This window comes from Archangium sp. (assembly GCF_057119385.1).
Genome location: NZ_DBNGVP010000193.1, coordinates 1 through 15,113, shown reverse-complemented (window position 1 = coordinate 15,113; position 15,113 = coordinate 1). Strand labels below are relative to the sequence as shown.

2 protein-coding genes are annotated in these 15,113 nt (G+C 70.7%); both read left to right on the top strand.

Going from position 1 to position 15,113, the window contains the following annotated elements:
- Positions 1–3,045 (top strand): condensation domain-containing protein (locus AC16DP_RS45265; RefSeq protein WP_483957076.1); only part of this gene is annotated, 3,045 nt, incomplete at its 5' end.
- Positions 3,046–3,334: 289 nt separating this feature from the next.
- Positions 3,335–15,113, top strand: an 11,779-nt coding sequence (locus AC16DP_RS45260) for an amino acid adenylation domain-containing protein (protein WP_483957075.1), incomplete at its 3' end; no start/stop codon positions are given.

Here is a 15,113-nt window from a genome sequence, read left to right as displayed (position 1 = left end):
CAGGTGCGTGACTCCACCCTCGCCGCCTACGCCCACCAGGACGTCCCCTTCGACAAGCTCGTCGAGTCCCTCAACCCCCCTCGTGACCCGGGCCGCTCCCCTCTCTTCCAGGTCATGTTCTCCCTGCAGAACGCGCCACTTCCCGAGCTGGCACTCCCGGAGCTTCGTCTGCGCCCCCTGGAGTCCTCCAGCCAGACAGCCAAGTTCGAGCTGCTCCTGGATCTCACCGAGACGCGCGAGGGCTTCACGGGGATGCTGGAGTACAGCACCGACCTCTTCGCGGCGGACACGGTCTCGCGCATGGCCGGGCACTTCCTCCGGCTGCTCGAAGACGCCGTCGCCCATCCCGAGCGTCGCATCGAGCAGCTGTGCGAGCCCATCGTCCTCGAGGCAGCCCTCCTCCAACGGCGGGAGTCCCCCCAGGCCAGCGCCCACCACCCCGCGCCCGAGCCGCGCGTCCCCGGCGGCGCCCTCACGGACCTCCACCACTCGCTCATCCATGTCTGGAAGGAGGTGCTCGCCATCGAGCACGTGGGCATCCACGACAACTTCTTCTCACTGGGCGGCAACTCCCTCTCCACCATCCTGGTGCTCGCCCGGCTCCAGGAGATGGGGCTGAGCCTGACGCCGGAGCAGATCTTCCAGAAGCCCACCATCGCCGGGCTGGTCCCGCTGGTGACGCGGGCGTGCGAGGTGGGAGCGCAGGAACCGGTGAGCGGCGAGCTGCCGCTGACGCCCATCCAGAGATGGTTCCTCGAGAGCTGGGAGCCCCAGGCCCATCACTTCAACCAGGCGGTGATGCTGGACGTGCGCGAGGAGCTGAAACCCGAGCTCCTGGAGAAGGCGCTGCGGGTGCTGGTGGAGCACCACGACGCGCTCCGGTTGCGCCTCACACGGGACGGGGCGGACTGGCGGCAGGAGAACGCCGCCCCCACCGGGAAGAGCCCGCTGCGGACGGTGGACCTCTCCGGGCTCGAGCCCGGCGCGCAGGCGGAGGCCATGGCGAATGTGGCGGAGGAAGTGCAGGGCGGCTTCGAGCTGGCCGAGGGCCACCTGCTGAAGGCGGCGCTCTTCCACCGGGGACCCGGGAGGACGGGAAGGCTGCTGCTGGTCATCCACCACCTGGGCGTGGATGGAGTCTCGTGGCGGACGCTGTTCGAGGATCTGGAGAAGGTCTACGGACAGCTCGAGCGAGGCGAGGCGGCGGCGCCGGGCACGAAGACGACGTCCTTCAAGGCCTGGGCGGAGCGGCTGGAGGCGTACGCGAAGACGCCGCAGGTGCAAGCGCAGCTCGGGTACTGGGAGGAACAGGGACGGGAGCCCGTGGCCGGGCTGCCGGTGGACAAGGCCGGAGGCGTCAACACGGTGGCGTCGGAGGACCGGGTGTCGGTGAGGTTGGAGGAGGAGGAGACCCGAGCGCTGCTGCAGGAGGTACCCGGGGCGTACGGGGCGAGGCTGGACGAGGTCCTGCTGGCCGCGCTGGCGGAAACCCTGGGACGGTGGACGGGACAGGCGCGGGTGCGGGTGGAGTTGGAAGGGCACGGACGCGAAGCGCTCTTCGAGGAGGTGGACCTGTCGAGGACGGTCGGGTGGTTCACGGCGCTGTATCCGGTGGTGCTGGATGCCGGAAGGGAGGGTGCGGGCGAGGGGCTGCGCGCGGTGAAGGAGCGGCTGAGGCAGGTGCCCATGAAGGGCCTGGGCTACGGGCTGCTCCGCTACTCGGGCGGAGACGAGGCCGTGCGGCGGATGAAGGCGCTGCCCCGGGCCGAGGTGGTGTTCAACTACCTGGGACAGTTCGATCCACCGCTCGCGAAGGAGCTGGTCTTCCGCCCGACATGGGAAGAGACGGGACCGGTGCGCGACGCACGGGGGACACGCCCGCACCTGCTGGAGGTGAACGGGCTCGTCTTCGGGCGGCGGTTGGAGCTGACGTGGAGCTACAGCCAGCACCTGCACGAGCGCGCAACCATCGAGCGGGTGGCACAGGACTTCATGTCATCACTCCGGAAGCTCATCGCGAACCGGAAACGGGAGCACCTGCTGCCGGCCCGCCTGGGGGAGCTCGTCCACGACACCCTTCGGGAGCAACGGATGATGGGCATGGCGCTGCTCGTCGAGCTCGACGGTGGCCGCCGCGTCCAGGTGGCCGAGGGCACCTCGGATCCATCGGGCACGCCCTACACCCCGACGACCCGCATCGGGATCGGCAGTCTGACCAAGCTGTTCACCGCGGTCCTCATCCTGCAACTCGTCGAGGAGGACAGGGTGTCACTCGACAGCACGGTGGACCCGTGGCTGCCCTGGCTCCACGGAGGGGAGGCCATCACCGTCAGGGATCTCCTCGCCCACACCAGCGGCCTGCCCGACTATCTCCCCCTGCTGCCGGAACGGGGCGGCCTCGACACGCCGTGGGCCCCCCGCGCACTCGTGGAACTGGTCGCGCACGAGCCTCCCGTCCCCCGAGGGCACTATTCGAACACCAACAGCATCGTGCTCGGACTCCTCATCGAGGCGCTCACCGGACGGACGTGGGAGGAGGCGCTCTCGCAACGCATCCTCCAGCCGCTGGGGTTGTCCCGGACGGGCCCGCTCAGCCGAGAGGAAGGACTCGTCGGCGCCTGGAAGCGGAGCACGGACGGATGGGAGGATCTCCGCCACGCGTGGCACCCCTCCATCGGATGGGCCGCGGGCGGCATGTGCTCCACGGCCGAGGAGCTCGCCGTGTTCGGACGCGCCCTGTTCAGCGGCGCGCTGTTCAAGCACCCAGCAACCCTGGAGGCGATGCGCACCTACGCCGTGCACGGCGACCCGGAGCGCACGGGCGGCGTCGAGCACGAACAGGGCCTGTGCATCCACCTCTTCCACGTCCAGGGGCTCGACGTGGAAGGCCATCTGGGAACGCGTCCCGGGTACTCGGCGGCCCTCTTATATGACGCCAGGACCCGCGCCCTCGCCGTGGCCACCGCCAACACCCATGGCGCCCTGACGGCGTTCGCGGGCGTCAAGGCGCTCGATGCCGTGCGTCGTGCCGCACCCCGGCCGTAACCGAGCCCTCACGGCCATTCGCCGGGGCCAGGCGCCATCAGCTGTCATCGAGAGGCGCGTCAACTCACCGCCGCGCCCCCGTAGCAGGGTGTAGAGGGGCCCAATCCCCTGCCTGCTCCTGATTCCAGCGACCAGGTTACCCTGTCTTGTAGGAGACATTCGGTTGCACCTACGCTCCGGGCGCCTTTGCACCCCCACGGAGGTTGCAGCCCTGCCTGGCCGTGGGCGAGGGCCAGGACCTCCTCTCCAACTTCCGGTCCGACGATTCAACCCAGAAGGTCTCCTCCCCATGAGTGACGTCTACGACCGCCTCGCATCGCTCCCTCCCGAGAAGCGGGAGCTGCTGCTGCGTCAGCTTCGGCAGAAGCAGGCCGGCAACGTCAAGACGGGCATCCCCCGGCGGCCGCGTGACACGGACCTGCATCCGCTGTCCTTCGCCCAGCAGCGGCTGTGGCTGCTGGATCAGCTCCAGCCGGGCAGCGCCTTCTACAACATCCCCACGGCCATCCGGCTCAGCGGGGCGCTGGACGTGGCGACGCTGGGGCGGTGCTTCAACGAGCTGCTGCGGCGTCACGAGTCGCTGCGCACCACGCTGTGCTTGGAGCAGGGCCAGCCGGTGCAGGTCATCGCGCCCCAGGCGGAGCTCGCCCTGGAGACGGTGGACCTGCGGACCCTGCCCGCCGCGCGGCACGACGCCGAGGTGCGGCGGTTGGCGCTGGAGGAGGCGCGCAAGCCCTTCGACCTGGAGCGGGGTCCCCTGCTGCGCGCCCGCCTGCTGAACCTGGCGGAGCAGGAGTGCGTGCTGCTGCTGACCATGCACCACGTCGTCTCGGACGGCTGGTCCATGGGCGTGTTGGTGCGCGAGATGGGCATGCTCTACGCGGCCTTCATGCAGGGCGGGCCCTCGCCGCTGATGGAGCTGGCGGTGCAGTACGTGGACTTCGCCGCCTGGCAGCGCGAGTGGCTGCGGGGCGACGTGCTGTCCAAGCAGCTCGACTACTGGCGCAAGCAGCTCGCGGGCGCCTCGCAGGTGCTGGAGCTGCCCACCGACAAGCCTCGCCCGCCCCGGCCCTCCTTCCAGGGGGCCACGTGCTCGCGGCCACTGCCCACGGCGCTCTCCGAGTCCGTCAAGGCCCTGGCCCAGAAGGAAGGCGCCACGCCCTTCATGGTGCTGCTGGCCGCCTTCCAGCTGCTGCTCTCGCGCTACTCGGGGCAGGACGACATCTGCGTGGGCTCGCCCATCGCCGGCCGCAACCGCGGCGAGCTGGAAGGCCTCATCGGCTTCTTCGTCAACCCGCTCGTCCTGCGTGCCCGCCTCTCCGGCGTCACCTCCTTCCGCGCCCTGCTCCACCAGGTGCGCGACACCACGCTCGGCGCCTTCGAGCACCAGGAAGTCCCCTTCGAGAAGCTCGTCGAGGAGCTCCAGCCCCGGCGTGACCTGAGCCGCTCGCCGCTCTTCCAGGTCATGTTCGCCCTGCAGAACGCGCCCATGCCCGAGATGGCGCTTCCGGGGCTGAAGCTGCGCCCCCTCGAGGTGGAGAGCCACGTCGCCAAGTTCGACGCCAGCCTCGTCTTCACCCCCTCCGAGAACGGCTTCCACGGCGTCCTCGAGTACGCCACCGATCTCTTCGAGCACTCCACCGCCGCGCGCATGATGGACCACTTCCAGGTCCTCCTGGAGGCCGCCCTCTCGCGCCCCGAGGCGCCTCTCTCCGAGCTGCCGCTGCTCTCCGAGGCCGAGCGTCAGCAGGTGCTCGTCGACTGGAACCAGACGCAGCGGTACTACCCCCGCGACGCCTGCATCCACCACCTCATCCAGCAGCAGGCGTCCCTGCGCCCCGACGCCATCGCCGTCGAGTTCGGCGAGCAGCAGCTCTCCTGGCGTGAGCTGGACTCTCGCTCCAACCAACTCGCCCACCTGCTGCGCTCGCACGGCGTGGGACCGGATTCCCTCGTCGCCCTGTGCCTCGAGCGCTCCCTGGAGCTCATCGTCTCCCTCCTGGGCATTCTCAAGGCCGGCGGCGCCTACCTCCCGCTCGACGCCACCTATCCCGCCCAGCGCCTCGCCTTCATGTTGGAGGACGCTCCGCCCAAGCTGCTCCTCACCTCCCAGGCGCTGCGCTCCGCCCTTGCCCTCCCTGACTCGCTCCCCTGCCTCGTCTGGGACGAGCTGAGTCTGGAGGGCCTGCCCACGTCCGCGCCCGAGACGGGCGTCACCTCGCGCAACCTCGCCTACGTCAACTTCACCTCCGGCTCCACCGGCAGGCCCAAGGGCGTCGCCATCGAGCACCGCTCCGTCGTCCGGCTCTTCCACGGCGCGCGCTTCGCCAACTTCGGGCCCGAGACGAGCTTCCTCCACCACTCGCCCATCTCCTTCGACGCCACCACGCTCGAGGTGTGGGGCACCCTCCTCTTCGGCGGCCGCCTCGTCGTCTTCCCGCCCCAGCCTCCCAGCGATCTGGAGCTCCTCTCCCAGGTCCTCTCCCGCCACAACGTCTCCACCCTCTACCTGTCCGCGGGCCTGCTCTCCCTGGCCGTCGACCACAAGCTCGAGGGCCTGCGCGGTCTGCACCAGTTGCTCACCGGCGGTGACGTCGTCTCCGTGCCTCACGCCCGCCGCGCGCTCGAGCAACTGCGCATCCCGCTCACCAACTGCTACGGCCCCACGGAAGGCACCGTCATCGCCTCGTGCCTCCCGCTCACCCTGCCCGAGCAGGTGGGCGCCTCCGTCTCCATCGGCGCGCCCATCGCCAACACCCAGGTGTACCTGCTGGATGCCTCCTTCCAGCCCGTGCCCCCGGGTGTCCCGGGCGAGCTCTTCATCGGCGGCGAAGGACTGGCTCGCGGCTACACCTCCAGACCGGACCTCACCGCCGAGCGCTTCGTCCCCCATCCCTTCTCCTCCCAGCCCGGTGAGCGCCTCTATCGCACCGGTGACCTCGCTCGCTGGCGCGCGGATGGCACCCTCGACTTCCTCGGCCGTGCCGACGCCCAGGTGAAGCTGCGCGGCTACCGCATCGAGTTGCCCGAGGTGGAAGCCGCGCTCCTCGCCCACCCCGAGGTGCGCGAGGCCGTGGCCGTGGTGCGCGAGGACTCCCCTGGCGACAAGCGCCTCGTCGCCTACGTCACCAGCGATTCCCCGCGGCTCGACACCTCGGCCCTGCGCTCCTTCCTCAAGCAGCGCCTGCCCGACTTCATGCTGCCCTCGGCGCTCGTGCGCCTCGAGGCGCTCCCCCTCACCTCCACCTCCAAGGTGGACCGCAAGGCCCTTCCTCCTCCCAACGTCTCCTCTTCCGGCCATACCGGCCATTTCGTGGAGCCCACCACCGAATTGGAGCGGCAGCTCGTCTCCATCTGGTCCCAGGAGCTGGGCCTCGAGAACGTGGGCGTGGATGACCACTTCTTCGAGAAGCTCGGCGGCACGTCCCTGTCGGTCATCAAGGTCGCGGCCCGGATGCGCGAGGAGCTGGGCCGCGAGGTGCAGGTGACGTGGCTCTTCGAGCACCCCACCATCAGCGACCTGGCCCGGCGCATGGACTCGGGGAGCGCCCCGGCTCCGGCGCCTCGAGAGCAACAGGAGACCAAGGCCACCGAGCACTCCGGCTCGGAGGACATCGCCATCATCGGCATGTCCGGCCGCTTCCCGGGCGCGAGCAGCGTGGAGGAGCTCTGGCAGAACCTGCGCCAGGGCGTGGAGTCCATCTCCCGCTTCTCTCCCGAGGAGCTGGAGCCGATCTCCGGCCTCCCCGAAGGCGTGTTCCAGTGGCAGCACCCCCAGTTCGTCCCCGCCGGTGGCGTGCTGGAGGGCGCCGACAAGTTCGATCACGGCTTCTTCGACATCTCCCTGCGTGAAGCGCAGTGGATGGACCCCCAGCAGCGCCTCTTCCTGCAAACCGCCTGGAGCGCGCTGGAGGACGCCGGTGTGGATCCGGAGCGCACCCCGGGCCTCATCTCTCTGTACGCGGGCGCCGTCGACTCCGGCTATGCGCAGCTGGTGCAGAAGAACGTGGCCCTGGATCCCGCCGCCTTGTTCGAGGCGGGCACCAATGCCACGCACCAGGGCATGGCCACCAAGGCCTCCTACAAGCTGGGGCTCACCGGTGAGAGCCTCATGGTGTACACCGCCTGCTCCACCGGCCTGGTCGCCGTGCACATGGCCTGTGAGAGCCTGCAACAGCGCCAGTCCGACGTCGCCATCGCCGGCGCCACTCGCCTCTCCGTCCCCCAGAAGACGGGCTACGTCTACCAGGAGGGGATGATCCTCTCACCGGATGGGCACTGCCGCGCCTTCGATGCCCGCGCCAAGGGCGCCGTCGCCGGCAACGGTGTGGCCGCCGTGGTGCTCAAGCGCCTGTCCGACGCCCAGCGCGATGGCGACTCCATCTACGCCGTCATCAAGGGCTCGGCCATCAACAACGATGGCCGCTTCAAGTCCGGCTACACCGCCCCCAGCGTGCAGGGGCAGTCCTCCGTCATCCAACGCGCCCTGGAGCATGCCCGCCTGCGGCCCGAGGACATCGGCTACGTCGAGGCCCATGGCACCGGTACGCCTCTGGGTGATCCGCTGGAAATCGCCGCCCTGCAGCGCGCATATGGCCTGGGCGCCGGGCACAAGGGCACCATTCCCATCGGCTCGGTGAAGACGAACCTTGGCCACCTGGACACCGCGGCGGGCCTGGTGGGCCTCATCAAAGCGGCGCTGGCGCTGCACCATGAGGAGATTCCCCCCAGCCTGCACTTCGAGCAGCCCAATCCCTCCATCGACTTCGGCGCGGGACCCTTCTTCGTCAACACGGCCCTGCGGGAGTGGAAGCGCGGCCCGGTGCCTCGGCGCGCGGGCGTCAGCTCCTTCGGCATTGGCGGCACCAACGCCCACGCCATCCTCGAGGAGGCCCCCGAGCAGCACAGCGAGCCGAGCCTCCGCCCCCATCAGGTGGTGTTGCTGTCGGCGCGCACACCCGCGGCGCTGGACGCCCTGGGTACGCAGCTCGCGGCGCACGTGGAAGCCAACCCGCGGCTGACGCTGGCGGACGTGGCGTACACGCACGCGCTGGGCCGCAGGGGCTTCGAGCACCGCCGGGCGGTGGTGGCCAAGGACGCGGCCGAGCTGGTGCAGCGCCTGCGCAAGCCCGGGGCGGCCGTGGAGTTGGACGACGTGGAGGCGGGCCGTCGCATGCGAGTGGCCTTCCTCTTCCCCGGCCAGGGTGCCCAGCAGGTGGCCATGGGCCGCGAGCTGTACCAGGCCGAGCCCGACTTCCGGGTACATGTGGACACGTGCCTCGGGCTGCTGGAGGCACCGCTGCGCGACGAGGTGCGCACGCTGCTGATGCCGGAGCAGGGCCAGGAAGCCGCCGCCAAGGAGCTGCTGACCCACCCCCGCGTTGCCCTGCCCGCGCTCTTCACCGTGGAGTACTCGCTGGCCCGCACGTGGATGGGCTGGGGAGTGACGCCCCACGCCCTGCTGGGCCACAGCTACGGCGAGTACGTGGCCGCATGCCTCGCGGGCGTCTTCTCGCTCGCGGACGCGCTGCGGCTGGCCGTGACGCGCGGCCGGCTCATGCAGGGCATGGCTCCGGGCGCCATGCTCGCGGTGGGCCTGTCCGAGTCAGAGGTGCGTCCGCTGCTCTCGGGCCGCCTGTCCCTGGCCGCCCTCAACGCTCCCGGCCGCTGCGTCGTCTCCGGCCCCATCTCCGAGGTGGAACATCTCGCCGAGGAACTGAAGCGCCGTGACGTGGGCACGCTGCGGCTGCCGGCGGCCCATGCCTTCCACTCCGCCGACGTCGAGCCCTTCATGCCCGAGCTGGTGCACGTGGTGGCCTCGCTGGGGCGCTCGGCCCCCACGGGGCGGCTCGTCTCCAGCCTCACTGGCACCTGGGCAACGGCTGAAGAGGTGATGGACCCGGGCTATTGGGCCCGGCAGATGCGCCAGCCCGTGCGCTTCGCCGCGGGCGTGGAGGCCCTGCTGAGCGAGGGTTGTAGCCTGCTGCTGGAAGTGGGCCCCGGGCAGGATCTGACCGCCCTGGTGCGCGCCAACGTGGACGGCAAGAGCGGCAAGGTGAAGGCACTGCCCTCGCTGCGCCGCCAGGGTAGCTCCGCCTCGGAGCACGCCGTGTTGCTGCAGGCGCTGGGAGACGCCTGGGCCCAGGGCCTGCCCGTGGACTGGAAGGCGTTCTATGCCCGCGAGCGGCGCCTGCGCCTCTCGCTCCCCACCTACCCCTTCCAGGAGAAGCGGTGCTGGATGGACGCCGTGCCCACCACGGCGCTCCCGAGCGCGCCCGCCATCACCGCCGTCACGCCCTCCACTCCGGCCGTCTCCGTTACCCCCGCCACGGCCCCCGTGGCCGCGCCCGCGGTGGTCCCCGCTGGGCGCGAGGACATGCCTCGCGGTGACATCGAGGAGCGCGTGGCCGCCCTCTGGCGCGCTCGCCTGGGCCTGGAATACGTCGGCCGCGATGACAGCTTCCTCGAGCTCGGCGGCAACTCGCTCATGGCCGCGCAGATGCTCACCCAGATGCGCGAGACCTTCGGGGTGGACCTCCCCCTCGCCGACCTCTTCGACAGCCCCACCGTCGCCGGCATCGCCTCCCGCATCGAAGCCCTGCTGCAGTCCGCTCCCCAGCAGCAGAAGCAGACACAACAGAAGACCCTCAAGCTGGTGCCCCTGACGCGCGACGGCGAGCTGAAGCTCTCCTACGTGCAGGAGCGCACCTGGCGCCTGGAGCAGTTCCTCCCGGGCCTGTCCGCCTACAACATCCCCTTCGTCCTCCGTCTGGAGGGCGCCCTGGACGCGCGGATGCTCGAGCGTGCCATCCAGGAGGTCGTCCAGCGCCATGAGACGCTGCGCACCACCTATGACACCGTCGACGGCCGCCCCGTGCAGCGCTTCCACGCCCGGGTGCACGTGCCCCTGGAGGTGCTGGTGCTCGATGGCACTCCCGAGGAGCGCGAGGCCGACGCCCTGCGCCTGGCTCGCGAGGACGCCGCTCGGCCCTTTGATCTGGTGAAGGGTCCCTTGCTGCGCACCACCCTGCTGCGCCTGCGCGAGGACGTCCACGTCCTGCTGTGCACCATCCACCACATCGTCAGCGACACGCTCTCCGTCAGCATCTTCGTCCAGGAGATGGCCGCGCTCTACGTGGCGATGCGCGAGGGGAAGCCCTCGCCGCTGCCGCCCATGCCCGTGCAGTACGCGGACTTCGGCCACTGGCAGCGCCGCGGCGTCAGCGAGAACCTGCTGGCCGAGCAGCAACAGTGGTGGCGCCAGCAGCTCGCCGGCATGCCGCGCCGGCTCAACCTGCCCACCGACAGGCCCCGTCCCGCCACCTGCCCGCTCACCTCGGAGCGCATGTCCGTGGACTTCCCTCCCGCGCTCGCCAACGAGCTGGTGGCCTTCGGCCGGCGCGAGGGCTTCACCTCGTACGTCATCCTGCTGGCCGCCTGGCAGGCCCTGCTGCACCGCTACAGCGGGCAGACGGACATCGTCGTCGGCACCCCCATCGCCAACCGCACCCAGCCCGAGCTGCAGCCGCTCATCGGCTACGTGGCCCACTCGGTGGCCCTGCGCACGGACCTGAGCGGTGACCCCACCTTCCGCGAGCTGCTCGGCCGCGTGCGCGAGGTGCTGCTGGGCGCGCAGAACCACCCGGATGTCCCCTTCGAGCAGCTCGTCGAGGAGCTCTTCCCGCAGCACGACATCGGCCGCGGCCGCATGACGGACAGCGTCTTCGTGCTGCACAGCAACGCGGCCGTCGACGCGCAGCAGTTGCCCGGCCTGCGCGCCAGCTTCGTCGAGGTGCCGGACACTCCCGTGCAGTGGGGCACCACGCTGGCCGACCTCTCCCTGGTGGTCCGCGAGGTGCCCGGCCAGCTGCACGGCGCCCTGGAGTACGCCACCGAGCTCTTCGACGCTTCCACCGCGCGCCGCTTCCTCGAGCACCTGCGGGTACTGCTCACCGCGGGCATGGCCCGGCCAGACGAGCGGATCTCCCGGCTGCCCCTGCTCACCGGCGAGGAGCGGACGCAGTGGCTCCAGCCCCGGTCCGCGCCCACCTCGCCCACCGTGCCCGAGCTGCTGGCCCGGCGCGCGGCCAGCACTCCCCAGGCCGTGGCCATCGCGCGGGAAGGACAGACCTGGACCCTGGGTGAGCTGATGGCCAGGGCCCGCGGTCTGGCGGCCCGCCTGCACGCCCTGGGCGTGAAGCGCGGTGAACCCGTCGTCGTCTGCCTCGAGCCCTCGCCCGAGAAGCTGATGGCTCTCTGGGGCGTGTTGGAGGCCGGTGCCTCCGTCGTCACCCTGGCGCCCTCCGAGCTCGGAAGCCTGCCCCACTACGCCCCCGAAGGCGCCAGCGCCCCCGTGCTGCTCACCTGGCGCGGCCTCGTCACCGCCCAGCGCCTGGAGCCCTCGCGCGTGCTGCACGTGGAGGCCCTGGAGGAGACGCGGGAGAACGCCTCGGCCTCGGCCGGGGCGAAGGACTCCGTACGTCCGGAGGATCCGGCCTGGCTCCTGCCCGCCGGGGCCTCGCAACCCGCCTGGGTCCTCACCCAGAGGGGCTTGCTCCACCTCTTCGAGACCCTGGATGCGCGGCTGAAGCCGTCCGAAGGCAGCACCTGGCTCGCCGCCGCCGAGAACGCGGTGGAGCGCCCGGAGCTGGAAGGGTTGTGGGCCCTCTCTCGCGGCCTGCGCGTGCTGTTCCCCTCCCAGGAGGTGTCCGCGAGCCTGTTGCACCTGCGCGGCGAGAACATCCGCTCGCGCGCTGTCGACTTGAGCCTCATGTTCTTCGCCAATGACGAGGACTCCATGCGCGGCGCCAAGTACGAGCTGCTGCTGGAGGGGGCGAAGTTCGCGGATGCCAACGGCTTCTCCGCGGTGTGGACACCCGAACGCCACTTCCATGCCTTCGGCGGCATCTACCCCCAGCCCGCCCTCCTCGCCTGCGCCGTCGCCACGGTGACGCGCCACCTGAGCCTGCGAGCCGGCAGCGTGGTGCTGCCGCTGCATGACCCGCTCCTGGTCGCCGAGCAGTGGTCCGTGGCCGACAACCTCTCCCAGGGCCGCGTCGGCGTCTCGGTCGCCACCGGCTGGCACGTCCAGGACTTCTCCTACGCGCCCCACCACTACGAGAACCGGCGCGACATCCTCCTGGAGAACCTGCGCACGCTGCGGGCCGTCTGGCGCGGCGAGAAGCTCAAGCGCAAGGGCGGTGGTGGCGTGGACGTGGAAGTGGGCCTGCGCCCGCTGCCCGTGCAGCGCGAGCTGCCCATCTGGCTCACGGCCACCTCCAACCCGGAGACGTTCCGGATGGCCGGCGAGCTGGGAGCTGGAGTGCTCACGGGCATGCTGGCCCACAGCTTCGAGGAGCTGAAGGCCAAGGTGGGCCTGTACCGCGACGCCTGGCGCCGCAACGGCCACCCGGGCCGCGGCCACATCACCGTCATGCTCCACACCTTCATCGGCGACGATGACCGCGAGGTGCTGGAGACGGTGCACAAGCCGCTGCTGGGCTATTTCCGCGGCTCGGTGGACATCGTCGCATCGCTGGCGGCCCTGCAGGGCTTCAAGGGCGACATCGCCAAGGTGCCCGAGGCCGACGTGCAGGCCATCCTGGAGCGCGGCTTCGAGCACTACGCCTACCACGCGGGCCTCATCGGCTCGGTGGACAGCGGCGTGAAGCGCATGGAGGTGGTGCGCCAGGCGGACGTGGACGAGGTGGCGTGCCTCATCGACTTCGGCCTGGACAACCAGATCGTACTGGAGGGGTTGCGCAAGCTGGCGGAGGTGCGCCAGCGCAGCGAGGAGCTCGCCGCCGGACGCCAGGAGCAGGTGTTGGTGGAAAGCCGTCAGGGCGTGGACTCCCTGGTGGAACTGGCGCGGAGCTCGGGCGAGGTGCTGATGCACACCTCGGCGCGGCTGGCCCGCTCGCTGGCGGAGCTGCCCGATGCGCGGCAGGCCCTGGCGCCGCTGAAGGCCCTGGTGCTGGAGGAGAGCTCCGCGGAGCTCGCCCGGGCGCTGCGGGAAGCCGCCGGGGTGCCAGTGCTGAGGCGGAGTGTGGTGGCGGACGGCTCGCTGGTGCCGCGCGCGCCGGAGGAGGAGCTGCCCGCGGAAGTGCAGCGCTGGGTGCTGGACGAGGCCCACCAGCCGGTACCGGCCGGAGTCGTGGGCGAGCTGGCGCTGTACGGCGCCGGTCTACCGCAGGACCTGTGGCGCGCCTCGCGTGAGGACCACCAGCGCTGGGTGCCCCATCCGCTGAGCGCCTCCGAGCGCCTCTACCGCACTGGCCGTTACGTGCGCATGCGGACGGACGGGAGCCTGGAGCCCATGAGTGCTCCCGCGGCCCGCGCGAAGCGCCCCGCCGCCGCCGTCGTGACGGCCGCCACCCCGGCAGGAACCTCCACGCCTCCGCCCATTCCTCGCGCGCCGAGGAACGAGCCCCTGCCACTCTCCTTCGCCCAGCAGCGGCTGTGGTACCTGCAGCAGTTCGAGCCGACGAGCGCGACGTACAACAACGGTGTCACGTACCGCCTGAGCGGCCCGTTGGACGTGGCCGCCCTCCAGGCCGCGTTGCAGGAAGTGGTGCACCGCCACGAGGTGCTCCGCACCACCTACACGCTCACCGAGCAGGGCGCCATCCAGCTCATCCACCCGGACAGTGCGCTGTCCATTCCCCTGGTGGAGCCGAGCGCCCCGACGTTCGAGGAGCGGGAGACCGAGGCCCTCCGCCTGTGCCGCGAGCACCTGCTGCTGCCCTTCGATCTGGAGAAGGGCCCGGTGCTGCGCGCGCTGCTCGTGCGGGTGGAGCCCGAGGAGCACCTGCTCAACCTGGTCTTCCACCACATCGTCTCGGATGCCTGGTCCTCGATGGTGCTGGCCAGGGAGATGGTGGCGCTCTACACCGCCTTCTGCGCCGGTCAGCCCTCGCCGCTGCCGCCCATGGCGCTGCAGTACGCGGACTTCGCCGTGTGGCAGCGCAAGTGGATCGAGGGCGGGGTGCTGGAGTCGGAGGTCGCCTGGTGGAAGCAGCGGCTCGCGGGCGTTCCGCCGCTGGAGCTGCCCACGGACAAGCCCCGTCCGGCCGCACAGTCCCACGAGGGAGCCCTGTTCCCCTTCGTGCTGCCTCGGGAGCTCTCCGAGCCACTGCTGGCACTGGGGCGGCGTGAAGGCGCCACGTCCTTCATGGTGCTCATGGCGCTCTTCCAGACGCTGCTGAGCCGTTACAGCGGCCAGGAGGACTTCGCCGTGGGTCTGCCCACGGCCGGCCGTCACCATCCGGGCACGGAAGGCCTCATCGGCTGCTTCGTCAACACGCTCGCGGTGCGCGCCTCGTTGGACGGGGCTCCGTCCTTCCGGCGGTTGTTGACGCGCGTGCGGCGGGCGTCGCTGGAGACCCTGGCCCACCAGGAGCTTCCCTTCGAGCGTCTGGTGGACGCGCTCCAGGTGCGCAGAGACATGAGCCGCACCCCCGTCTTCCAGGTGCTGCTCAACGTCGTCAACGTGCCCCCGCCGCAGGCCGACATGGCCTCCTTGAGGCTGAGCGGGGTGAAGATCGATCCGGATACGACGAAGTTCGATCTGACGCTCGAGGTGCTGGAGCGGAGTGACGGACTGCACTGCACCTTCGAGTACGCGACGAGGCTGTTCGAGCCGTCCACCGTGGCGCGCATGGCCGAGCACCTGGCCGTGCTGGCGCGGCAGGTGGTGGAGTCTCCGGAGAAGCCGCTGACGCAACTGACACTGCTGAGCGAGGCCGAGCGCCAACGGGTGCTGGTGGAGTGGAACCAGACGTGGACGGACTACCCGCGCCACAGCTCCATCCACGCCCACTTCGAGGCCCAGGCCCGTCTCACTCCCGATGCCATCGCCCTCCAGCAGGGCTCACAGTCCCTCACCTACCGGGAGCTGGACGAGCGCTCCAACCAACTCGCCTGGCACCTGCGCTCCCTGGGTGTCTCCACCGAGTCCATGGTGGGCCTGTTCCTCGAGCGCTCCACCGACACGGTGGTCGCCATGCTCGCCACCCTCAAGGCCGGCGGCGCCTACCTGCCCCTCGACATCTCCTACCCCTCCGAGCGCC